Here is a 23748-nt window from a genome sequence, read left to right as displayed (position 1 = left end):
ACGCACGGGTCGGGCACAGTGGTTTTGGGTTCTCGTCGTCACGCAGAGATGTCGATCCAGACAGATCCGGCTGGGGCGAGAGTCACCTCGTCGGCCAGACCGCTGATGGTCGTCGTCACCTCATCGAAGCTGACGTTGGTCACCAGCACCAGACCAGCCTCGTCGTAACAGGCCGTCTCGACGCGAGGATCATCGGCGACGTACTGGTCGGCGAACATGTCGTCACGCCCAGCGGCCCACCAGATCGCCCGGTGGAGGAGTCGCGAATTGTCGACGGTGTACGGCAGGCCGGCCAGGTAGACGGCCCGTCCCTTGCCGAGGGTGTGGACGGCGGCGCGTATTGATCCGTCCTCGATCTCCAGCACCTGCGTGTCGTCGCACACCGGGACGATCTCGGGAGCGACCGGGCCGACCTCCAGGCTCAGACCGTCGGTGATGAAATGAGAGTCAATGACATTCGGGTAGCGGTCGGTCGACAGACTCCAACCGATCTCACGATCGACGCCGAGGACGTCAGAGAGCCGGAAGGACGCCCCACCGCCAGGCCAGAAGGTCGGATCACCCACCCCGATGAAACCGCCTCCGCGAGCTACGAAGGTGCGCACTGCTGCCTGCACTGCGACGTCAGCCCACTCCTGGGCGCCCGAGAAGGAGGTTCCAGCAGCCCCGGTGTTGATGAGTACCCCGATCCCCTCGGGAACTCCGTCACGGATGTCGTCGAAATCGAGCCAGTCGATGTCGAAGGGCAGGCCGGCCAAGGCCTCGACGACACCCAGGTACGGCGCAGCCTGTTTGTAGTACAGGGCGTGGGCGACCATGTGGGTCATCCAGGTGCGACGTGCTCCCCAACAGTTGAGGATGCCGACCCTGAACGGTGCGGTGCGTGGGGTCTTTCCGCCGCTGCGCTCCCAGATGTCGCGGAACTCCTGACAGATCTGCGCGATCCGCGCCATGAACTCGGGGTACTGGTTGGCCAGGGAGAGGTATCCACCGTAGCCGATGCGGTCCAGCGGCTTGCGGACGATGGCGCGACGAGCCTGCACCCAGGAGGTGTTGGCCTCCCCCACCGGGTCGCCCTCGTCGTTGAAGACGTCGGGGAAGAAGTAGGGCAGGAATCGCCCCTCGGTGTAGCGGACACCGGGAATGTCGGAGATCATTCGGCAGGTGGCGGCCGACCCCACGGAACCGACCACGGCGTCCAGACCGGTTGTGGCGAAGAGCTCACCGTAGGGCTCGGTGCCAATCCAGTTGTCCCCGAGGAACATCATCGCCTCGCGGCCCTTGTCATGGCAGATCTCGACAAGTCGTCGCACCCGGTCCGTGACGAAACGGTTGACGAAGTCGATCCATGCCAGGAAGAACTTCGAGGGCGGACGGAAGGAGGAATTGTGATATCCGGCGTCGACGAAGTCCTCCGGGTCGATCTTCCAGCCGGTCTCGGCCTCGAAGGCTTCCATGAGGGGCACCGACACGCTCGCCGAATACCCGAACCAGTCGACGAATTTCTCCTTGGCCTGCTCATTGAAGTAGAGGGTGAAGTGGTAGAAGAAGGTCGTGAAACGGACGACGTCGACCTCTGGGTGGGCGTCGAGCCATTCGGACAAGGATTCCTGGACGTGATTCCAGGTGGCGGGGTACACGACGTCGAAGGGATGCTCCTTGCTGCGAGTGGGGTCGTTCTCCCAGTGATTCGTCGTGTAGTTGTACATCTGGGTGGTGTCCCACAGCTGAGCTGCCAGGAATGCCACGGTGTAGACGTGCCCGGCCATCGCCGGCACCGTCACGACGCAGTCGGCACCCTCCCCGGTGACCGTCCAGTCGTCGATGACCTCGCCGGTGGTGCGGTCTCGCACCTGCCACCACCGCTTGATGTCGACGTCGGTGTCGGGGCGTACCTGCTCGGCGAAGAAGCCGCGCATGATGTGGATCTCCAGTGGACCGTCCTCCAGGGCCGGGACTCGGTCGGAGCACAGGTACAGACTGACGTGCTCGTCGAGATGGTCCAGGGCCCAGGCCTCATCCCCACGGGCACAGAACCGGGTTGAGTAGACCTTCGTCCCCAGGTCGGACACGATCGTGGGCAACCACGTGCCGTCACTGTTACGCACTGCGTCGGCACCGAGACTCTCGATGATCGCAGCCAGATCGTCATCCATACCCTCTTCGACTGGCAGGGTGACTCTCCCCACGGTGCAGGGATCAGACGAGGTCATGGGCATTCCTCCTTGAGTGCGGCCGGGGTTTGATCTTACCGACGGCGCGACGATGGTTTTGGACTCTCGCTCACTCTATGTGAACGTGTTCATCGATGTGGTCAGGACACCTTGTTCATGGCCGAACGAATCCGTTTCGCAGAGACGGTGACCCTGGTGCCAAGACGCTGGGCGAAGTACTGGACGCGAAGTTCTTCCAGCATGAACCCGATCTCCTCGACCTGGGCGGGAAGCTTCCCCGGGGGTTGTTGCTCGCACAAGGCGTCGTACTCGGCCAGCAGCGGCTCAAGTTCGGCCATCTGACGAGGATCGCGCAGCGGATTCGTCGTGAGGGACTCGATGCGCACGCTCACCCCCTCGATCCAGCGCGGCATGTCGTCGTACCAGGGATCCGGAGTGGCCGAGATGAAGTTCTCGAAGACGAGGTCGTCAATCTGGGCTGTGATGTCGTCGCGAACGACCGGATCCGAGACCGTTGCCAGTCCCTGACGAGCCTCGACGAGTCTGGTGAGAATCCGCCCGGCGGTGCGCACCACACGGGCCATCCGATCTGCTTGGTCCTGACGGACGGCCAGGGCAAGGTCGTCGAAGGCCTTCTTGGTCCGGATCTCCGAGAGGTCCCCGGCCTTCTCGTGGGCGACCGAGGCCACCGCCTTGTGACGCGCATCGGCCAACAATGCCGGCACAGTGGGATACGGGGAGGTCGCCAGCGCCAGCTTGGTGCCATTGTCCATGTGCGCCACGACCCACTTCGTCGGGTCGGGCAGAGTGAGGACGAGCAGCCTCACGACTCCCGCAGCATGGCTGGCCTGCTGAGCCTGCGCGGTGTCGAGGACGGTGGTGCCCACCGCATCCCCCTCGTCAACCAGGCAGGGATAGCCGACGGCGTCAGCACCCTTGCGCGACAGGTCAACCCGTTGCGGGATCGGATCGAAGGTCCACTGCCTCGCCCCGTGGATCTGAGGCCGTCTGGCAGCCTTCGTCAAGGATTGCGAAACCTTGGCGGCCAGCTCGGTCTGGAGGGATTCCAAGTCCTCGGACCTGGCGACGTGCGTGGGCCGGGTTGAGTTCGGCTTCTTCGCGCCCTTCTTCCCGGACTTCTTGCCGACGGCATGTCCTTCGGCATCAACGATGTCGAAACCCACCCGCAAGTGGGCCGGAATGGCGGCTGTGTTCCAGTCGCCGGCCTCGACGACGACTCCGGTGAGGGCGCGCAATGCCCGCCCAAGTTCCTCGGTGAAGGGAGCCTGACGGTCAGCGTCGTTGTCCTCAAGCCAGGTCAGTGCAGCTCGGGCACGGTCGGGAGCCGGTACCAATTGAGTACGAATCGGCTTGGGAAGGGCGCGGATGAGCTCGGTGGCCAACTCGGTGCGCAACCCTGGGACCTGCCAACTGAATGGCTCGGTGTGGACCTGGTTGAGCAGGGCCAGCGGGATGGTGACGGTGACCCCGTCATGGCCGGATCCGGGATCAAAGACGTAGCGCACCGGAAGATCGAGATTGCCGACCGTCCAGTGGTCGGGGAAGGCATCGGCGTTGACCGAGTCCGAGTCGACGAGATCATCGAGGGACAGGTCGAGCTGGTGGCGGTCCTCGACTCGTCGCCACCAGGCATCGAAATGGGACCCGGAGACGATACCTTCGGGAACACGCTGGTCGTAGAAGGCGAAAATGGCGTCGTCATCGGCGACCAATCCGCGCTGACGGCTGCGTTCCTCAAGATCGGCAGCCTCGTCACGAACGCGGTCATTGTGCTTGAGGAAGCCATGATGGGATCGCCAGTCGCGCTCCACCAGGGCCGAACGAATGAAGATCTGCCGGGAGACGACCGGGTCAATGCGTCCGTAGTTGACACGACGATCGGCCCACAGCGGCACCCCGAAGAGGGTCGCCCTTTCCGTGGCGACCACGGAGGCCGTCGAGGCTGACCAGTGGGCGCCGGCCCAGGAACGCTTGATGAGCGCCCCGGCGACCTCCTCGACCCACTCGGGCTGGATGGCTGCCACCCCTCGCGCCCACAGCCGAGAGGTTTCCACCAGCTCGACGGCGACGACGAGTTCGGGGGACGTGCGCGCCAACAGGGAACCGGGATTGATGGCGAACCTGGTGCCGCGAGCCCCGGTGTACTCCTGCGGCCCGGAACGGGGTCCGCGACGCTTCGAGGACTCACGGACCTGGGCCAGACCGATGTGGGACAGCAGGCCGGACAACACAGCGACGAGAACACGGTCGGTCGGCGCCGGGGTCTGGTTGATCTCCAGGTGTAATTCCTTGGCGATCTGGCGCAGCTGGCCGTGCAAGTCGTCCCACTCACGGACGCGCAGGTAGTTGATGTACTCGGCTCGGCACATGCGACGGAACGCGGAGGACCCCATCTGGTGACGCTGGTGGCGCAGGTAACGCCACAGCCGATGAATGGCCATGATGTCGCCGCCCTCGTCGATCCCGCCTGGCTTGGTCTGAGGTGTGGGCTTTCCAGGACGGGAATTGGTGTGCGGAGTGTGGCGGGCCGGTGCCCCCGGTTTCGGGGTGTCGACGGCGCGCTGGTGTGCCTGCTGACGGACCTGGGACCAGTCCCCCACCCGGTTGTTGGCAGCGCTGTCGACGACCTGAAGGGTCTGCAGCAGGTTCGCCTCGGTCGCGAAACGACGGTGGAAACTGTCGGCCTCGTCCCGCTTGTCGGCAGGACGCTCCCGGACGTCGCGGGTGGACAGGGCTGCAACGATGACGAGGACCTCGGCAAGGCTGCCCTGCCTCGACCCTTCCAGCAGCATCCGTCCCAGGCGCGGGTCCAACGGCATCCGGGCGAGCTGATGGCCAATCGTGGTCAACCGGGGAGCGTGACGGTGACCGGGTTTGAGGGCTCCCAGCTCGTCAAGCAGCCGGATGCCGTCATTGATCCGGGAGCGGTCGGGGGCCTCGACGAAGGGAAAGTCGGTGATGGCACCCAGTCTGGCCTGGGCCATCTGGAGGATGACGGCAGCCAGGTTGGTGCGCAGGATCTCCGGCTCGGTGAACTCAGGACGAGACTGGAAGTCGGCCTTGGAGTACAGACGGATGCAGATACCAGGGGCGACGCGGCCACATCGTCCGGCTCGCTGGTTCGCGCTGGCCTGGGAGACCGGCTCGATGGGGAGACGCTGCACCTTGGTGCGCACCGAGTACCGCGAGATGCGAGCAGTTCCCGGATCAATGACGTAGCGGATGCCCGGCACGGTGAGGGAGGTCTCAGCGACGTTGGTGGCCAGCACGATGCGACGGCCACTGTGCGGGGTGAAGACCCGGTGCTGTTCGGCGGCCGACAGCCGAGCGAACAGCGGCAGGATCTCGGTGTTGGAGAGTTTGAGGTCGGCAAGGGCCTCAGCAGTTTCGCGAATCTCCTGCTCACCGGCCAGGAAGACGAGGATGTCACCACGTCCTTCCCGTGTCAGTTCCTCGACGGCTCGGCAGATCCCGGTGACCTGGTCGACGACGTCGTCATTGCCAGTGGTCAGGGCAGGAGCCGAGGTGGTCTCCGAGAACTCCTCACCTTCGTCATCGCCGTCATCACCGTCATCCTCGTCGTCGGCGCGGACCTGCTCGGAGGGGTCCAGCGGGCGATAACGCACCTCGACGGGATAGGTCCGTCCAGAGACCTCGATGACGGGGGCGTGGTCGAAATGAGCCGAGAACCGCGCGGTGTCGATGGTGGCCGAGGTGATGATGACCTTGAGGTCGGGGCGCCGCGGCAGCAGCTGCTTGAGATAGCCCAGCAGGAAGTCAATGTTGAGGCTGCGCTCGTGGGCCTCGTCGATGATGATGGTGTCGTGGGCGCGCAGGTCGCGATCATGGGAGATCTCGGCCAGCAACACGCCGTCGGTCATGACCGTCAGTGCGGTCTCAGAGGTGGCACGCCGGGTGAACCGCACCTGATAGCCAACCTGGTCCCCCAGTTCGACACCCATCTCGTCGGCAACGCGTTCGGCAACGCTGCGCGCGGCAATCCGGCGAGGCTGGGTGTGGGCGATGTGACGACGCCCGATGGCCAGACAAATCTTGGGAAGCTGGGTGGTCTTTCCTGAACCGGTCTCACCGGCGACGACCACGACTTGATGGTCCCGGATGAGGTCGGCGATGTCGTCGGCGTGTGCCGCGATGGGAAGCTCGGTGTCGAAAGCGATGACTCCCCCACCGGGCAGCTCACCTTCCAGTCGTGAATCAGACATGACCCACCCAGTCTATGTGGCAGGTCTGACACTCAGCGACGCACGAGACCGCACCTGCTTGCGTGGTCAGGCTGCACGCGGCACGACCAACAGCGCACCATGACCACGAACATCGACCTCACCGGCGGGTCAGTGGCAAATGGCCAACGGGGACCGAGCATGGGCCATGATGCCGCGGCTGACTCCGCCAGCGATCCATCCCAGAATCGGGTGCTTCTTCATGTCGATGACGAGGAGGTCGACGTCGCCGGACAGGTCGACCAGGGCATCCACAGGCTCGCCGGACAGTAGCCGGGTCTCGACCTCAACGCCGGGGTACTTGTCGGCAACGGGTGCGATGGCCTTGTCGAGCCGCTGGAGTGCCTCTTCGTGGATCGTCTGAGAGTCTTGCCCCACAACGGTCACGGCCAGGAGTTTGCAGCCCCGGCGGTCGGCCTCAGCGAATCCGAATTCAATGGCGGCAGGCCCTGTGTTCTGGGGGCCGACGGCCACGGCCACACACTTCTTGCCACCAGTCGGGTTCGGGTTGGAGGCACGCGAGATGACGACGACGGGTGCGACGGACATGCCAGCCACGGCCACAGACGTTGATCCGACGAACATCCGCTCCAGTCCGGAGCTGGCCCGACGGCCCACGACGACGAGCTGGGCGTCGGCGCTGCGGTCGGCGAGGATGGCGGCTGGATTACCCAGAACCACCTCACCCGAGATGCGATCGGGATCCATCCCGCGGTCCTTGGCGACGTCGATGGCGTCATCGACGACGACTTGGCCGGCGTCCTGCAGGGCGGTCGGGTCATAGGCGATACCCCAGGTGCCGGCGACAGCAGCATCGTCAACAGCGTGAAGGACGACGAGATCGGCGTCTCTCCTGATGGCGGATCCTGCGGCGTACCGGGCAGCTCGCAGACCGTCCTCCGAGCCGTCGACTCCCACGATGACCGTGGCGCGGCGGCCCTTCGACGAGGTTCGATCATCGGTCATGGTGGTCCTCCTCAGTGAGACGTTGGGGAGCATCGGTCCCCTTTGTCCTATTGTCCCACCACTTGGCTGGTAGCAAAGGGGATCGGGTCAGGATCCCTCTTCAAACGTGGTTCTGCCGCGCAGCTTGCGAGCCAGTTCGTTGTCCAATCCATCAGCCAACCGGGACATGATGGAGACTGCCTGGTGCAAGTGCGCCGCAACAAAGGGATGGGCCATCACTGACATGGTGACGAAGACACGATCCTGATGCAGGGCGAAGCGCCCGTATCGAGACTGGACGTTGAGGTCGTTGAGGACCTCAACAGCTCGAGATCGTCCCTCGACGTCATGGACGAGGGCTGCGAAGAGCAACAGTTCAGAGGCGTCAGGGGTGGTCCGCACGAACACCATGCAGGTGCCCACCCGGATGGCGAAATCCCCCTCGCTGTCGCGAATGGCGGGGTGGCCGAACATCTGGGACAACTCGTCGGCCACGAGACGATCGAGGTGGTCCTTGTCGACCGGCATGATGGCCGGGACGCTGGTCGCCTCGGTGGCAGACAGCGGAGGTTCGGGCCGCAGGATCTCTGCAAGCTGGTCGGGGGCCAGGAAGACCGGGTGAGGGACACCGAAGATGTCGCGAAGGGTCGTCACTGCCAGTTCAGCGAGCTGCTCACTGTCATCCTGACTGCGGTAAACCCAGTAGTTGTCAGTCTTGTGAGAGGTGCATGTCCCGGGGTCCTGCCATCCCAGGGAACTCAACCCGTCGAGCTGGGCATCGGTGAGCTGAGAACTGTCGGGTAGACATGTGTTGCTGGACGCCTCGGCCAGAATCATCGCGATGTCGTCACTGCGACCGGGGTCCTCCTGCACGAAGCGAATGAAAGGCGTGGTGTCATTGCGCGCTGACATGGTTGAGATCGTCAACTCACCATCGTCGTCAATGACGGAGACGACCTCAGCCAGGCGCTCGGCGAACTGGTCCCAGGCCTGTGCCGTGCTGCGGTCCAGGTCGAACCCGAAGTCTGGTGGCTCCTCCATGTCTCCAACCTAGTAGGTCTGGAAGCAGATGTGGAGCCTGAGTCTGTCTTCCGGTGTCATCTGGTGAAGATGCCTGGCGGGGCGCGGCGTCGCTGGGACATTCGAGGGCCGGCGGGTGCTGAGACGCGCACACGCCGGTGGCCGGGGCACACCCTCTGGCATGCCCCGGCCACCTCATCAGATCATGACGTCATCAGCTGCAACCGCTGGTGGATCCACAGCCCTCGCAGACGTAGCAGGATCCCGACGGACGCATCTTCGTTCCGCAGGTCATGCACAGCGGGGCATCGACCTCACGCCCCATCTGCTCCTCGAGCAGTTCGGCGCTGGTGTGGACGCCACCGACTCGCTCAACGGTCTCCTGAGCAGCGAAGAGTCCAGGCTGGTTGGCACCGTCCTCATGCACCCGGACGCGATCAGCCGGGGTGTCCTTGAGGGTCTCGGAGTCGATGAGCTCGCCCTCCTCATCGGGCAGGTAGGAGCCGGTCTCGACGTAGTGGGCGCGCTCGGCGGCGGTGTAGATGCCCAGTTCGGCGCGCTCGTCGTAGTCGAGGTAGTCGAGGGCGAGGCGACGGAACACGTAGTCGATGATCGACGAGGCGATCCGGATGTCCGGGTCGTCAGTCATGCCCGCTGGCTCGAACTTGAGATTGGAGAACTTCTGGACGAAGGACTCCAGCGGCACGCCGTACTGCAGGCCGATGGACACCGCGATGGAGAAGGCATCCATGACGCCCGCCAGGGTCGACCCCTGCTTACCGAGCTTGAGGAAGATCTCGCCCAAGCGGCCGGAATCGTAGGCGCCGGTCGTGAGGTAGCCACCAGCTCCAGCAACCTGGAAGCTCGTCGTGCGACCCATGCGCGACTTCGGCAAACGCTGACGACGCGGACGGTACTCGATGCGGACCTCCGGCTCGGTCTTCTCCTCCTCCGTCTTCTTGACCTCAGAGAGGGGCTGGCCAACCTTGCAGTTGTCGCGGTAGACGGCCAGGGCCTTGAGGCCGAGCTTCCAGCCCTCCATGTAGACATTCGCGATGTCCTCGACAGTGGAGGATTCCGGCAGGTTGACGGTCTTGGAGATGGCGCCGGACAGGAAGGGCTGGACGGCGGCCATCATCCGAACGTGACCCATCGGGGCGATGAACCGGGCGCCCATGGCGCAGTCGAAGACCTCGTAATGGGCCTCGTCGAGTTCGGGGGCTCCGACGACCGAACCGTTGTCGGCAATGTAGGCCACGATCTTCTCGGACTGTTCGGGGGTGTAGCCCAGGTTCTTGAGGGCGCGTGGCACCGTCTGGTTGACGATCTGCATGGAGCCACCGCCGACCATCTTCTTGAACTTCACCAAGGAGAAGTCCGGCTCGATACCAGTGGTGTCGCAGTCCATCATGAAGCCGATGGTGCCGGTCGGGGCCAGCACCGAGGCCTGGGCGTTGCGGAAACCATGGGTGCGCCCCAGCTTGACGACCTTGTCCCACTCGGACTTGGCAGCAGTCAGCACTGCGGTGTCATTGTCGTGCAACGGATGAACCTGACGGTTGGCATCGCGGTGCTTGGCCATGACGGCCTGGTGCGGCTCGGCATTCTCGGCGTAGCCGGCGTAAGGACCGACAATGGCCGCCAACTCGGCGGAGCGTCGGTAAGAGACACCGGTCATGAGGGAGGTGATGGCAGCGGCCAGGGCACGACCACCATCGGAGTCATATCCCAGGCCCAGGGCCATGAGAAGGGCACCAAGGTTGGCGTATCCAATGCCGAGCTGACGGAAGTTGCGGGTGGTCTCCCCAATGGCTTCGGTCGGGAAATCGGCGAAACAGATGGAGATGTCCATCGCGGTGATGACCAGCTCGACAGCTTTGGTGAACTTCTGGACGTCGAAGTGATCGTCCTGGTCGAGGAACTTCAGCAGGTTGAGGCTGGCCAGGTTGCACGAGGAGTTGTCCAGGCTCATGTACTCCGAGCACGGATTGGAGGCGTTGATCCGACCAGTGTTGGGGTTGGTGTGCCAGGCATTGATGGTGTCGTCGTACTGCAGACCGGGGTCAGCGCACTCCCAGGCAGCCTGGGCGATCTTGCCGAAAAGCTCCTTGGCGTCGACGGTATCGAGCACCTTACCCGGCTCGGTGCGGGAGGTCAGCCCGAACGGCTTGCCCTGCTCGACGGCCGTCATGAAGGCATCCGAGACGCGCACCGAGTTATTGGCGTTCTGGTACTGGACGCTGGTGATGTCGCGGCCACCCAGGTCCATGTCGAATCCGGCATCGCGCAGGGCACGGATCTTGTTCTCCTCACGTGCCTTGGTCTCGATGAACTCCTCGACGTCAGGGTGATCGATGTCGAGGACGACCATCTTGGCAGCGCGACGGGTGGCGCCACCGGACTTGATGGTTCCGGCGGAGGCGTCGGCGCCGCGCATGAAGGAGACCGGACCGGATGCGGTGCCGCCGGAGCTCAGCAGCTCCTTGGAGGAACGAATACGGGAGATGTTGAGACCGGCACCAGAACCACCCTTGAAGATGAATCCCTCTTCCCGGTACCAGTTGAGGATCGACTCCATGGAGTCGTCCACCGAGAGGATGAAGCAGGCGCTGACCTGCTGAGGGCTCGTCGTACCGACGTTGAACCACACGGGAGAGTTGAAGCTGAAGTACTGGTGAACCAGCAGCCAGGTCAGCTCCTCGCCGAAGACCTTGGCGTCGGCCTCGGACGCGAAGTAGCCGTTGTCACGTCCGGCGGTCACATAGGTGTTGACGACACGGTCGATGAGGGTCTTGAGGCTGTCCTCACGGGCAGGGGTTCCCAGGGCACCACGGAAGTACTTGTTGGTGACGATCGTCGAGGCGTTGACGCTCCAGAAATCGGGGAACTCAACTCCGCGCTGCTCGAAGACCACGTCGCCGGTGCGCCAGTTTGTCTGCACGACGTCGCGACGCTCCCACGTCACCTCGTCGTAGGGATGGACACCCTCGGTGCTGAAGGTGCGCTCGACGTGCAGCCCCTTGGGGCGGCTCGTCCTGCGTGGTGCGGACTTGGTCTCGGTCATGGCTCCCTCTAGATATTCGGTGATACGGGTGGTTTGGTGTTGGTGCTTGGTGTCAGCTGAGGCGCACGTGGCCACGGCTGGTCAGAACAGCGGCTCGTCCTGCTTCGAGGGCCGCTTGCGGCCCGAGGACCGCGTTTTGTCGGGGGACTCGTCGCGCAACCGATCAATCTCAGTGGCGAAGTCCTCGATGGTGTCGTAATTGAGATACACACTTGCGAACCGCAGATAGGCGATGGGATCGAGCTCACGAAGTGGGCCGAGGATCGCCAATCCAATCTCGTCGCTGGGAATCTCCGCGACTCCTCGGGCCCGAAGGCCGTCCTCGACACGTTGCCCCAACAAGGCCAGGTCGGCATCCGAGACCGGGCGACCCTTGCATGCATTACGCACACCACGGATCACCTTGTCTCGGGAGAAGGGTTCTTCGATGCCGTTGCGTTTGTGAACCGTCATCTGCATACGCTCGATGGTGGTGAACCGTCGTTCGCACACGGGACATTGCCGTCTCCGCCGGATCGCAGTGCCGTCCTCACACACTCGGGAGTCAAGGACTCGCGAGTCGTCATGCTGGCAGAACGGACAGCGCATCGTCGCCTCCTTCCTCAACCTCGCTGGGTTCCTCACGGCAGGTTCGCCGTCTCCCGGAAGACTACCTCGAACTTCGACCAAAAACACAACTTGTAGGGGTGTCGAGTTTGCCAACCACAACATCTGGTGTTGAAGGGGGAATTGATGAGGATGCCCGGTGATGGTCCGTCAAGCCGCCACGCGCGACACGCCCAAGATGCTCAGCCCCCACGACGACCTCCCCTGTCAAGACCTGACGTCAGGAAGATCACCAGACTGATACCCACCCATGCGGACGACAGCAGCCGAGTCGACATGACCGCTCTCAGAGTTGCCCTGCCACACCTGGCCAAGGCGCCCCAGGGACAGGATCACGCCAATGATCATCACGGCAACAGTAGCCATGACGGCGACATCCCAGAACCGGTCGTGGACGGATTCATGGCGAGAGACGGCACCAGGACGCCCGGCCATCAATTCCCGACGATCAATGACAACCACCGGTTCGGCCAGCTCATCCTGCCACGGCCCGACGACCAAGTCACCGTACTGACTGGTCGTCGTCTCACCATCCCACTCGTAAGTCTGAGCACTCATCGGATCACCTCTCTGTCGACGAGAGCCATCCGCTCCCGTCAGCGGCCCCGGAACTCATCCCGGGAAGGGCCCGGCAGCACAACCTCCGCCGGCGTCATCAATGACATCCGCCTCGACCGACAGGTTCGCCGCCATCAACCTGGAACAGCAGGAGAACAACCTAGTCAAAAGCACTTTTCGGGTTCCCTGAGGCTCGTATCGACGCTGTGCCGATGGTGCAGAACACTGGTCGAACACAGCCGACGGAGAACTGTCGTAGCCGACCTATACCGTGACTGTCATGACCACCGATACGCCCGGAACCGATTCCTCGGACCCGGCCGCCGTCTCGTCGGCCGTCCCGTTCACCGCCACCCGTGAGCCCTCTGCCAAGGAGCGCGCGGTGCTGGACGCTGTCAAGGAAGGGCTGCGTCGCGACGGTCGCGCACCGACTGTTCGCGCGTTGGCTGACAGGATAGGAGCATCCAGTACGTCCACGATCCAACGGCGCATCTCCGCTCTCATCGAGCTCGGCCTGCTGCGGCGCACCGACGGCACCCTCGAGGTCGTCGAGGACATCGTCGACGTCAGCGACCCCCACGGACCTCACGCCTTTCAGATCGAGGTTTTCAACGCCGGTGAGAGTGTCGATGACGAGCATCACGGCGCTGCCATCGCGGTTCCCTCCCAGTTACTGAGCCACGGAGACCACGTGGTGGTCATCGTCCATGACGATGGGATGATGCCTGATTTCCATGTCGGCGACCTCGTCGTCGTCCAGCAGTTGTCCGTGGCAGACCTTCCCGACGATCCGCCCGAGACCTATGTCGTGGCGGCCACGGTGGGCGCCACGACCATCATCCGTTCCTTGGCCAAGCTCGGCGGGAAACCGTGGCTGATGGCCTCGAACCCCGCACACTCGCCGGTGAACCTCGATGATGCCTCTCTCGTCGGGCGGGTCGTCTCCATCATGAGACGACTGTGACTCAGGCGGGTCACTCTCCCAGCCTGCGCAGAGCTCCTACTGCCATCTCGCGATCCGTCGTCGTCCAGAACGGGGGCATGGACGCCCTCAGGAAATTGCTGTATCGCGCCGTCGCCAGCCGGGGGTCCAAGACAGCGACGACTCCCCGATCGTCGGAACGTCGGATGAGCCGGCCCGCCCCCTGAGCCAGGAGCAGGGCCGCGTGCCCGGCCGAGACCGTCATGAATCCATTACCGCCAGCATCCTGGACGGCCTTGCTCCGTGCCGCCATGAGCGGATCATCCGGACGTGGGAAGGGAATCCGGTCGATGACGACCAACCGACACGTGTCTCCGGGAACGTCCACCCCCTGCCACAGGGACAAGGTTCCGAACAGACAGGTCCGCGGATCAGCCGTGAACCGACGGGTGAGATCGGCCAGATGCCCCTCGCCCTGACACAACACCGGAATGTCCGGCATGACCTTGCGCATGTGCTCAGCGGCAGCCACCGCATTGCGCTGTGAGGAGAACAGCCCGAGGGTACGTCCGCCAGCGGCCCAGATCAGCTCAGCAAGATCGTCGAGAACTTCTGCCGCGATGCCATCTCGGCCCGGGCGTGGCAACGACTTACCGACATAGAGAATCCCCTGCTTCGCGTAGTCGAACGGTGAACCGACATCGACTCCTCGCCACCCCATCTGGGTGTCGAGAATCTCCGGCGCATCCCCCTCGATCTGCTCACGTGGCGACAGCCCGACGTTGCGCGCCGTGGCCAGGAAATTACCGCCGATGCACAAGGTGGCCGAGGTCAGGATCGTCGTGGCCTGTGTGAAGACGTTCTCACGCAGCAGGCCTGCCACACTCAAGGGGGCAACGTGGATACTGCGGTACCCCTTCTCCGATTCCGAGACCCACACCACGTCAGCGGCTGCCATCGACACCATGCGATCAACGGTCTCGAAGACCTCGCGCATGGCTGCCTGGGCCTGCACCCTTTCGGCGTCGACGGATTCTGAGGAGTCCTCGTCGCGTCGACCCAGCTGACTCACGGCTTGCCTGACCAGATCCCGCAACACCGTGCACGCCTGTATCACCTGGGCGTCGGGCTGGGTGACCTGCCCCGGTGCTGTCGCATCCAAGGCCCTGGCCAGCACGTCTGCTTGATCGAGCAAATCAGCGGCCACGTCGTCGTCAAGCCATGCTGCAGCCCGCTTCGAGGTCGTCGTCACGACGGAAACGGACAGATCCTTGGAAGCGGCCCTCGTGAATCGGTCCACCAACTCGTGGGCCTCGTCGATGATGACGGCGTCGTGCTCGGGCAACACGGTGTTGCCGTTGAGCGCATCGATGGCGAGCAAGGCGTGATTGGTGACGACAAGGTCGGCGTTTCGGGCCTTCTCGCGAGCCGCTTCGGACAGACACTCGCTGCTGAAGGGACACCGCTGGGCCCCGAGACATTCGTTGGCTGGCACACTCACCTGGGCCCACGCCAAGGGAGTGTGTGGCGGGGCGTCGTCACGATCACCCAGCCCTGACTCCTCAACCTGTTTCTCGGCCCATTCACGCAGCATGACGACCTCGGCGCCCAAGGCAGAAGCTGGCGCCGTCCCAGCCTCCTCGATCCCCTCGGCCTGCGCCGCGAGATCGGCGCCAGGGACCAAGGCGTCCTGACCCCTGACCCCCGTCACACCGCCGCGAACCTTGTGCAGACAGATGTGGTTGTTGCGCCCCTTGAGCACAGCCACCGTCGGCCGGCGGGACAAGACCTTCTCCGAGGCATCGAGAACTGCCGGAATGTCCTTGTGGGCCAACTGGGTCTGCAGTGCGAGAGTAGCGGTGGCGACGATGACCTGCGCCCCCTCCTCGACGCACTGGATCAAGGCTGGCACCAGGTAGCCCAGGGATTTTCCCGTCCCGGTGCCCGCCTGGACCAAGAGGTGCAGTTTCTCACGCATCGCCTGATCGACGGCCTCGACCATCCTCACCTGACCGGCTCTTTCCTGGCCTCCCATCTGCGACACCGCGGTGGCGAGGAGGTCGTGGCACATGGAACTGGTCCCGCCAGACTCACGCGCCATGACATGCCTCCTCGATCTCGGCGCTCAGGGCAGGATGAAGATGGGCAATGACATGGGTGCCATCGGCGGTGTGATCGAGGAGTTCGATCGTCCCATGGTGGTGAATCTTGTCCATGAGATCCCCGCGCGCATACGGCACGACGACGTCAACCTTGCGGGACGGCACCGGCAACGCCCCCTCGATGGCCTCGACGAGGTCATCGATCCCCTCCCCCGTATGAGCGGAGACGAGATGGGCTCCGGGGAAGATCGACCGCAACGTCACGATGGTGTCGTCGTCAAGACGGTCGATCTTGTTGAGCACCAGAATCTCAGGAATGTCGCTGGCACCGATTCCCGCCAAGACACCACGCACCGCATCAACCTGCCCAGCGGGGTCGGGGTCAGCGGCATCGACGACGTGCACCAGAACGTCTGCCATTGCGGTCTCCTCGAGGGTGGATGCGAACGCCTCGACAAGGTCGTGGGGAAGGTGGCGCACAAATCCAACCGTGTCGGTGAGGGTGTAGACGCGACCATCCGACGTCGTGGTACGCCGGGTGGTCGGGTCAAGGGTGGCGAAGAGGGCATTCTCGACGAGTACCCCGGCACGGGTCAGCCGGTTGAGCAGGGAGGACTTCCCCGCGTTGGTGTACCCAACGATGGCGACGGAGGGCACCTCGTTGCGAAGACGGTCAGCCCGCTTGGCGGCACGGGTGGACTCAATGTGCTTGAGACGACGGCGCAGCACGGCGATGCGATGACCGATGCGACGTCTGTCGGTCTCGATCCGGGTCTCACCGGGGCCACGGCCACCGATACCGGCGCCACCAGCCGCTCGGCCACCCGTCTGCCGAGAGAGGTTTCCACCCCAGCCACGCAGCCTCTGCTTGAGATAGTTGAGTTGGGCCAATTCGACCTGGGTACGACCCTCCACACTACGAGCGTGCTGGGCAAAGATGTCGAGGATCAACGCTGTCCGGTCGACCACCTTGACCTTGACGCGATCCTCGAGGTTACGAAGTTGGGCGGCGTCGAGTTCACCATCACAAATGACCGTGTCGGCCCCGGTGGCCCGAACCACCTCGGCCAGCTCCGCCACCTTGCCAGAGCCGATGTAGGTGGCTGGATCGGGTGTCGTCCTCCGCTGCATGACGGCCTCGAGGACCTGTGAACCCGCTGTCTCGGCCAGCGCCTTGAGCTCAGCCATGGCGTTCTCGGCATCAGCAGCCGACCCCTGGGTCCACACCGAACAGAGCACAACCCGTTCGAGTCTGAGCTGTCGATACTCCACCTCCGAGATGTCGGACAGGTCGGTCGACATGCCTGGCACACGGGTCAGGGACAACCGGGCATCCAGGTCGAACTGGTCACCGTCGTAGTCGTTCTGGTCGTCGCTGAAATCCTCAACGAATCCGGGCGCATCCCCGCGCTCGTCGTCGAATCGTGCGGTGTCGCTCACCCGGTCCCCGTCCTGTTGACCCACTGTCTGCTGTCGCGATACCTCGTGCTGCGAGGTCACCGCGCCAAGTGTAGGAGGAGGAACCGACAGGCCAACGGGTTCATCACCTGTGTTGTTCCTCAGTCCTCGGGAAGGGTGACCTCTCCAGTTGCGAGGATCACTGCGGGGCCTGTCAGCACGGCGTCATAGCCGTCGTCACCAGGGCTGAGGGTGACGATGACATGGCCGCCGGGCACATGAACCGTCCAGGGGCCACGGCGACCGGTACGGGTGGCCATTGTCGCTGCCACGGCGACGGTTCCGGTGCCGCACGACATCGTCTCTCCCGATCCACGCTCATGGACCCTCATCGAGACCGTATGGCCGTCGAGCTGCTCGACGAATTCGACGTTGACCCCTTCGGGGAAGGCCGAGCGTGGACGCCAGGTAGGAGATTCGTCGAGGTTGAGCGCCGCGACGGTGGTGTGGTCGGTCACGACGACAGCGTGCGGATTACCGACGTCGACCTTGTGTGCCGGCCACCACATGCCCTGATGCTCGATGGTGACATCGTTGTCGGTGACATGAACGGTCCCCATCGTCACCGACACATCGCCGTTGTCATGGAGGCTGACATGGCGCACACCGGCGCGAGTCGCAACATCGGCTTCCCCGCCTGTGATGCGACCTGTCTGGGCCAGGTGGCGGGCGAACACCCGCAGCCCGTTGCCGCACATCTCGGCAATGGTGCCGTCAGCGTTGCGGTAGTCCATGAACCACAGGTCCGGGTCGCCGTCCCAATCCGCGACGTCGCCGGCCCGCAGAGCCTGCAGGGTACCGTCAGCGCCGATACCGAATCGACGGTGGCACAGCCAGCGCACCTGTCCCGAGGTGAGGGGTTCGGGGCGATCGACGATGACGAAGTCATTGCCGGTGCCGTGGCCCTTCCAGAACGTCGTCGTCATGTCGTCAATCCTCCTCGTCACCGGACAGGGCGGTCAACACCCGCGTCACGACCTTGTCATCGAGATCGGGGTCAAGGGCATTGAACCACTCAATCCGCTCGTCCCGGCGATACCACATGAGCTGTTTGCGGGCGAAGCGTCGGGTCGCGGTCACAGTGCGACGACGAGCCTCGTCCTCGTCATAGTCACCGTCGAGGAACTCGAGGACCTGTCGGTATCCCAACGCCCGACGTGCCGTGAGTCCGTCGCGCAATCCGACATCATCCAAGGCACGGACCTCGTCGACCAGCCCGTCATCCCACATCTGGTCAACCCGTTGTTCAATCCGTCGATCCATGTCCTCGCGAGGAAGTTCCAGGCCAATTTGCACCGTGGCGGGCCAATGGTAGGTGCCGTCTGGAATGGTCGCAGCGAAGGACCCGGTGAGCTCGATGACCTCGAGAGCCCGCACGATTCTGCGACCATTTCCCGGCAGGATCGACTCGGCCGCCCTGGGATCTCGTCGCGCGAGTTCTTCATGCAATGCCTCGGGGCCCTCGGCATCCAATCGCTTCTGCCACCTCGCTCGCACCTTCGGGTCAGTGGGAGGAACGGCCATCTCGTCGATGACGGCCTTGGTGTAGAGGGCCGAACCGCCGACCAACACCGGAATGACACCACGCGACAAACAATCGTCCGTGGCTTGGCGGGCCAAGGTTTGCATACCGACGATCGAGAACGGCTCGGTGACGTCGCGGATCGACACCAGGTGATGTTTCACGGCGCGTTGCTCGGACAACGTGGGGGTGGCGGTACCGATGTCCATCCCCCGGTACACCACCATCGAGTCGGTATTGATGATCTCGGCGGGGTGTCCCTCGCGGCCCAAACGTACACACATGCGCACCGCCAGCCCTGATTTGCCGCTGGCGGTGGGCCCGAGAAGACAGATGACCGGCAGATCCACGTCCCCATCCTTGCGCACTGGTACGACATTCCGGGATCAACGCGTAGAGCGAAAAACCTCACACCGATGGCCCACCCCGTGTGTAGCCTGGAGAGGTCATCCCCGAGAGGGGGAAACCTCCCGAAAGGAGATCACATGGGACTCTTCGACAAGGCGAAGGACGCCATCAACGACCACCAGGACGACATCAAGGATCAGGTCAGCCAGCACAGCGACAAGGCCGAGGAGGCCATCGACAAGGCTGGGGACGCTGTCAGTGACAAGACCGGCGGCAAGTTCTCCGATCAGGTCGACAAGGGCCAGGAGGCCCTCAAGGACAAGCTTGGCGACCTGTGAGTCGTCCTAGACATGACGCAGCCGGTCCTCTGAGAGGACCGGTTCCGGATGGGAACCGATGAGCTGCGAGACGAGGGGTGGTGCTCTGCGGGGCACCACCCCTCGTTGCATGTGCACACACGGTGCCGGCTGAGGTCGCCAGGGCGCCGGGTGGGCATGACCGGATACCTCACACGGCCCAGTTGACCGGTCAGTTGCGTGGCGCACCGATCGACGGAATACCGAGCATGGTGACATCAGGCTGAGTGCAGGATTCCTCGCGAATCTGCCACGCATCTCCACCTCGAGTACGACGCAAACTCACCAAACCACCATCGGCGACTAGATGATGGGGATGGCCAGAAGTGATGACGACCTCGCCCACGTCACCGGGACGCGGAACCTCGTCGCCCTCGGCCAGACTGACGTGAACCAATCGATTGTCCCGAGCCCTTCCGGTGACGCGGTGAGTGGCCTCATCCTTGCGCCCCTCCCCCTCGGCAAACATCACTTCGACGGTGCGACCGACCTGGGCCTTGTTCTCCTGCCATGCGATGTCGTCCACGAGGTCAACAAGGCGCTCGTAACGTTCCTGGACGATCGGCTTGGGAACCTGGTTCGCCATGACTCCGGCCGGGGTGTTGGGACGGATGGAGTACTGGAAGGTGAAGGCCGCGGCGAACCTCGACTCCTCGACGACGCGCATGGTCTCATCGAAATCCTCGTCGGTCTCCCCTGGGAAACCAACGATGATGTCGGTGGTGATGGCGGCATCCGGAATGGCCTCACGCACCCGGTCGAGGATGCCGAGGAACTTCTTGGACCGGTACGACCGACGCATGCGACGCAGCACATCGTCAGACCCGGACTGCAAGGGCATGTGCAGACTGGGCATGACGTTGGGGGTCTCGGCCATCGCCTCGATGACGTCATCGGTGAAGGCGGCCGGGTGGGGAGAGGTGAACCGCACCCTTTCCAGGCCGTCGATCTGGCCGCACGCACGCAGGAGCTTGGCAAAAGCGCCACGATCACCGAACTGAACCCCGTAAGAGTTGACGTTCTGACCGAGCAGGGTGATCTCCTGAACACCTTCGTCGACGAGGGCTCGAATCTCCGAGAGGATCTCGCCGGGGCGTCGGTCCGTTTCCTTGCCACGCAATTGGGGAACGATACAGAAGGTGCAGGTGTTGTTACATCCCACTGAGATGGACACCCAGGCCGAATATGCCGAGTCGCGTCGCGTTGGCAGGTTCGACGGGAAGGTGACCAAGGATTCCTCGATCTCCACCTGAGCCGTGGCATTGTGACGAGCCCGCTTGAGCAGAGCCGGCAAGGAACCGACATTGTGGGTGCCGAAGACGACATCAACCCACGGTGCCCTGGCGACGACGGTGTCCTTGTCCTTCTGGGCCATACAGCCACCGACGGCCAACTGCATCCCGGGATGGGCCGACTTCACCGAGGCCATGTGGCCAAGGGTGCCGTAGAGACGATTGTCGGCGTTCTCCCGAACCGCGCAGGTGTTGAACACGACGACGTCAGCAGGCGCCAAGCTGTCGGTTCTGGGGTCGGGAACGTAGCCGGCCTCCTCGAGGAGGCCGGCAATACGCTCGGAGTCATGGACATTCATCTGACACCCGTAGGTGACGACCCGATAGGTCGGGGCCTCGGTGCTGTTGGACATGGTGTTCTCGGGCATGGCGCACATACTCTACGTCATCTGCCCAGCCATGAGGCCAGTCCTTCCTCACACCACCGTTTGCAGCACGAGCAGGATCCCGCCGTACACCAGTACGAACAACACCATTGGCCACACGAACTTCAGCCAGTGTGAGTACTCGATGTCCAACATCTGCAAAGTTGCCATCACCAACCCGGTGGGTGCCAAGAACAACATTGCGTACTGACCCCACTGGTAGGCACACAGTACTGTGGCGCGCGAGACCCCCGCAGCGTCGCCAAGGGGAGCCATGATCGGCAGGGCCAAGACCGCCAGCCCGGACGATGAGGGGACGATGAAGCCGAGCAGGAAGAACACGATGAGGAGGGACAGCACGAACACCGGACCGTTGACGTGAGAAACGACCTTGGCTGACTCGTACAACAGAGTGTCAGAAATCAATCCTTCATTGAGAATGTGATTAATTCCACGCGCCAACCCGATGATCAGGGAGACAGCCACCAGACTCGACGACCCGGCAGAGAACGCATCAACAAGTTTTTTCTCACTGAGCTTGTTGGGCCCCGTTGCGGCAATGAACATGATGATAATGGCAATGGCGAGGAACGATGATGCCATCGCCGGGAACCACCATCCTCGAGCTATAACTCCCCACACCATGATGGGGAAGGCCGCTGCAAAGAGAACGAGGATGACCTTACGACGCCAATCAAACGTCATCTCGACACCATCATCACCCAGGGACCACTGCGCCGCAAACGCGTCATGATCCTCCCAGGCATAGGAGAATTCGGGATTCGCCTTGACCTTTCGGGAATACCAGGCGAGATAGATGATGACAGCTATGGCGCCTCCGACCAGTCCTACCACACGCCATGGCATACCTTCAGTCAGTCGGATACCGGCCGCATTCGCTCCGATGGCAGAGGAGAACGGGTTGATGGTCGAGAAGCAGGTGCCAATCGAACCAGCAAGGAATATTGACCCGACGACCACCAGAGAATCGTATCCCATCGCTATGAAGACCGGCGCAAGGATGGGATAGAAGGCGACCGCCTCCTCCTCGAGTCCACACGTCGTCCCGCCCACGATCATGAACAACGACACGAAAAGAACGAGGAGAAATTCCTTGCCCTTGGATCTGGAAGCGAGCCTCCCCAGACCGGCCTCAAATGCGCCGCTCGCTCTCACGACGCCAATGAGGCCGCCCAGAACGAGAATGAAAACGATGATGTCGACAGCCTCGATGGTTCCCGTCACCATCCCGTTCGTGATATCGCCGACACCGGCAGGATGGGATGACAAACGTTGATAAGTACCTGGCACTGACACCGAACCCGTGATCGACCCTGTGGTGAATTCGGAGATCTTCATCGCGACGCCATAGGTGTCAAGGGTTTCCTGGGTCGCCGCATGGTTCGTCGTGGTGCCATCAGGTTCCACGACGACCAATTGTTGTGAGTCCGCCGAGTAACTCATCTTTGAGTAGCTTCCGGCTGGGACGAGCCAGGTACACACAACAGCTAGGACAGTGAGGATGAAAAGGATTGTGAAAGCTGACGGAACCCGTAGGCGATGACGGGTTGCACTGGCATTGTTGCTGGACAAGGTTCACCTACTTTCAGTAGCGGTGAGTCATTGCAACGGAAGGACCGACGACGCTGCCGGTTCACCCACCTTCCGTTGGGCACCGTTAACTCAATTAATGATAGCGCCATAGCCCTGGACATGCAGACGCCGGGGCTTAACAATTACCTCTTCGGAAGATCAGGACGGTAAGCTTTTCGTCATGATCAATGACGTCATCCTCCCCACCGGCACCCAGTACGAGATGTCCCACGGCCCGTGGCAGGCCGTCGTGACGGAGCAAGGAGCCACCCTTCGCAGCCTTCGCCACAATGGCAACGATGTCATCACGACGTTTGCGGCCGACCAGTCCCCCGCTTCGTCGCAGGGCCAGCAGCTCCTCCCCTGGCCCAATCGCATCCGTGACGGCCACTACCGCTTCGATGACGTGGACCAGCAATTGGCGATCAGCGAGGTGGATCGCAACAACGCCATTCATGGTCTGGTGGCGTGGTCACGGTGGTCCCTCGTGGAGCACACGGACTCCTCGGTGACTCAGGAGATTCGGGTCATGGCTCGCCCTGGCTGGCCTGGGACGATTGATGTCAGGCTGACCCACCGCCTGGACGATCATGGCCTGACCGTCACCGTGAGGGCTCGTAACGTCGGGGCCACGGCAGTACCCTTCGGCTACGCCGCCCATCCCTATTTCTGCCTGGGTGGGTCCATCGATGAGTGGACGGTCGAAGCCCCGTTCGCATCCTGGCTGCAGGTCGATGATCGACTGCTACCGGTCGGCATGTCTGAGATGGACGAGATCCACACGATGAGCGGGCAGCCGCTGGGACAGCGCACCCTTGACACCGCCTACACCCTAAATCGTGGGGACATGGTTGGGTCACCAGCGTGGCGCATCAAGGTCACCAACGGTGAGAGGAGCCATGAGCTGTGGGCCGATGCGACCATGGGCTGGGCGCAGATGTACACCCCGGATGACCGGCTCAGCCTCGCCGTCGAGCCGATGACATGCGGGCCCGACGCCTTCAACGAGGGACCCACCCATGACGACGTCATCCGGCTGGAACCCGGGGACGAGGTCGTCCTCACCTGGGGAATTGCCTGAGCCACTGCTCGGGATGGTGCCCTGAGCCCCCATTGGCCCCCGGCACGTGGTGGCTCAGGGAAGACTCCGCCGGGGTGAGG

At 63.2% G+C, this 23748-nt stretch carries 16 protein-coding genes; 3 read left to right on the top strand and 13 right to left on the bottom strand.

Annotated elements, in window-relative coordinates; all coding sequences use genetic code 11:
* Positions 1–38 precede the first annotated feature (38 nt).
* From gnpA to O6R08_RS04595, 7 genes are all read right to left on the bottom strand, one after another.
* Positions 39–2213, bottom strand: a complete 2175-nt coding sequence (gnpA, locus tag O6R08_RS04625) for a 1,3-beta-galactosyl-N-acetylhexosamine phosphorylase (RefSeq protein WP_271418942.1) — start codon at positions 2211–2213, stop codon at positions 39–41.
* A 101-nt stretch (positions 2214–2314) separates the two neighbouring features.
* Positions 2315–6418 carry an ATP-dependent RNA helicase HrpA gene (gene hrpA / locus O6R08_RS04620; RefSeq protein ID WP_271418941.1) on the bottom strand — a complete coding sequence of 1368 codons (4104 nt, stop codon included), beginning with the start codon at positions 6416–6418 and terminating at the stop codon, positions 2315–2317.
* 129 nt (positions 6419–6547) lie between these two features.
* Complete coding sequence (locus tag O6R08_RS04615; protein WP_271418940.1) at positions 6548–7402, bottom strand: universal stress protein; 855 nt, start codon at positions 7400–7402, stop codon at positions 6548–6550.
* 87 nt (positions 7403–7489) lie between these two features.
* Entirely contained in the window at positions 7490–8422 is a 933-nt protein-coding gene (locus O6R08_RS04610; RefSeq protein ID WP_271418939.1) for a T3SS (YopN, CesT) and YbjN peptide-binding chaperone 1, read from the bottom strand.
* 193 nt (positions 8423–8615) lie between these two features.
* Positions 8616–11465, bottom strand: coding sequence for a vitamin B12-dependent ribonucleotide reductase (locus O6R08_RS04605; RefSeq protein WP_271418938.1), 2850 nt, complete (start codon positions 11463–11465; stop codon positions 8616–8618).
* An 81-nt stretch (positions 11466–11546) separates the two neighbouring features.
* The gene (gene nrdR / locus O6R08_RS04600) at positions 11547–12053 is read right to left on the bottom strand and encodes a transcriptional regulator NrdR (protein WP_271418937.1); all 507 of its coding nucleotides are present in this window, start codon (positions 12051–12053) and stop codon (positions 11547–11549) included.
* Positions 12054–12278: 225 nt separating this feature from the next.
* Positions 12279–12629 carry a hypothetical protein gene (locus tag O6R08_RS04595; RefSeq protein ID WP_271418936.1) on the bottom strand — a complete coding sequence of 117 codons (351 nt, stop codon included), beginning with the start codon at positions 12627–12629 and terminating at the stop codon, positions 12279–12281.
* 280 nt (positions 12630–12909) lie between these two features.
* Between O6R08_RS04595 and O6R08_RS04590 the strand changes: the two genes are divergently transcribed.
* Positions 12910–13593, top strand: coding sequence for a LexA family protein (locus tag O6R08_RS04590; protein ID WP_271418935.1), 684 nt, complete (start codon positions 12910–12912; stop codon positions 13591–13593).
* A gap of 10 nt (positions 13594–13603) precedes the next feature.
* On the opposite strand, the gene O6R08_RS04585 is transcribed toward O6R08_RS04590, so the two are convergent.
* The 4 genes from O6R08_RS04585 to miaA all read right to left on the bottom strand — a co-directional run bounded on the left by O6R08_RS04585 (position 13604) and on the right by miaA (position 18917).
* The gene (locus O6R08_RS04585) at positions 13604–15652 is read right to left on the bottom strand and encodes an ATP-dependent DNA helicase (RefSeq protein WP_271418934.1); all 2049 of its coding nucleotides are present in this window, start codon (positions 15650–15652) and stop codon (positions 13604–13606) included.
* Positions 15642–17093, bottom strand: a complete 1452-nt coding sequence (hflX, locus tag O6R08_RS04580) for a GTPase HflX (RefSeq protein ID WP_271418933.1) — start codon at positions 17091–17093, stop codon at positions 15642–15644. The genes O6R08_RS04585 and hflX overlap by 11 nt, the downstream gene beginning before the upstream one ends.
* Before the next feature lie 119 nt (positions 17094–17212).
* A complete protein-coding gene (gene dapF, locus O6R08_RS04575; protein WP_271418932.1) occupies positions 17213–18037 on the bottom strand; it encodes a diaminopimelate epimerase in 825 nt (274 codons plus the stop codon).
* A 4-nt stretch (positions 18038–18041) separates the two neighbouring features.
* On the bottom strand, positions 18042–18917 hold the full coding sequence (gene miaA / locus O6R08_RS04570; protein WP_408640147.1) for a tRNA (adenosine(37)-N6)-dimethylallyltransferase MiaA: 876 nt from the start codon (positions 18915–18917) through the stop codon (positions 18042–18044).
* 201 nt (positions 18918–19118) lie between these two features.
* Between miaA and O6R08_RS04565 the strand changes: the two genes are divergently transcribed.
* On the top strand, positions 19119–19319 hold the full coding sequence (locus O6R08_RS04565) for an antitoxin (RefSeq protein WP_271418930.1): 201 nt from the start codon (positions 19119–19121) through the stop codon (positions 19317–19319).
* Positions 19320–19509: 190 nt separating this feature from the next.
* Here the strand turns inward: O6R08_RS04565 and miaB are convergent, their stop codons facing one another.
* Positions 19510–21006, bottom strand: coding sequence for a tRNA (N6-isopentenyl adenosine(37)-C2)-methylthiotransferase MiaB (gene miaB, locus O6R08_RS04560; protein WP_408640134.1), 1497 nt, complete (start codon positions 21004–21006; stop codon positions 19510–19512).
* Positions 21007–21045: 39 nt separating this feature from the next.
* A complete protein-coding gene (locus O6R08_RS04555; RefSeq protein ID WP_271418928.1) occupies positions 21046–22587 on the bottom strand; it encodes a YfcC family protein in 1542 nt (513 codons plus the stop codon).
* A 181-nt stretch (positions 22588–22768) separates the two neighbouring features.
* Here O6R08_RS04555 and O6R08_RS04550 point away from each other — a divergent pair, with 181 nt between their 5' ends.
* Positions 22769–23668, top strand: a complete 900-nt coding sequence (locus O6R08_RS04550) for an aldose 1-epimerase family protein (RefSeq protein WP_271418927.1) — start codon at positions 22769–22771, stop codon at positions 23666–23668.
* Positions 23669–23748: the final 80 nt, after the last annotated feature.

It is taken from the genome of Cutibacterium equinum, assembly GCF_028021195.1.
GTDB classification, from domain to species: domain Bacteria; phylum Actinomycetota; class Actinomycetes; order Propionibacteriales; family Propionibacteriaceae; genus Cutibacterium; species Cutibacterium equinum.
This window is presented reverse-complemented; position numbering and strand designations above follow the sequence as displayed.

Coding starts and splice junctions, on each gene's coding strand:
- dapF (WP_271418932.1), bottom strand. CDS start 18,037: ATGACGACGACGTTCTGGAAGGGCCACGGCACCGGCAATGACTTCGTC.
- miaA (WP_408640147.1), bottom strand. CDS start 18,917: ATGTGTGTACGTTTGGGCCGCGAGGGACACCCCGCCGAGATCATCAAT.
- O6R08_RS04585 (WP_271418934.1), bottom strand. CDS start 15,652: ATGGCGCGTGAGTCTGGCGGGACCAGTTCCATGTGCCACGACCTCCTC.
- O6R08_RS04590 (WP_271418935.1), top strand. CDS start 12,910: ATGACCACCGATACGCCCGGAACCGATTCCTCGGACCCGGCCGCCGTC.
- O6R08_RS04550 (WP_271418927.1), top strand. CDS start 22,769: ATGATCAATGACGTCATCCTCCCCACCGGCACCCAGTACGAGATGTCC.
- O6R08_RS04610 (WP_271418939.1), bottom strand. CDS start 8,422: ATGGAGGAGCCACCAGACTTCGGGTTCGACCTGGACCGCAGCACGGCA.
- O6R08_RS04595 (WP_271418936.1), bottom strand. CDS start 12,629: ATGAGTGCTCAGACTTACGAGTGGGATGGTGAGACGACGACCAGTCAG.
- miaB (WP_408640134.1), bottom strand. CDS start 21,006: ATGTGCGCCATGCCCGAGAACACCATGTCCAACAGCACCGAGGCCCCG.
- gnpA (WP_271418942.1), bottom strand. CDS start 2,213: ATGACCTCGTCTGATCCCTGCACCGTGGGGAGAGTCACCCTGCCAGTC.
- O6R08_RS04615 (WP_271418940.1), bottom strand. CDS start 7,402: ATGACCGATGATCGAACCTCGTCGAAGGGCCGCCGCGCCACGGTCATC.
- hrpA (WP_271418941.1), bottom strand. CDS start 6,418: ATGTCTGATTCACGACTGGAAGGTGAGCTGCCCGGTGGGGGAGTCATC.
- nrdR (WP_271418937.1), bottom strand. CDS start 12,053: ATGCGCTGTCCGTTCTGCCAGCATGACGACTCGCGAGTCCTTGACTCC.
- O6R08_RS04605 (WP_271418938.1), bottom strand. CDS start 11,465: ATGACCGAGACCAAGTCCGCACCACGCAGGACGAGCCGCCCCAAGGGG.
- O6R08_RS04565 (WP_271418930.1), top strand. CDS start 19,119: ATGGGACTCTTCGACAAGGCGAAGGACGCCATCAACGACCACCAGGAC.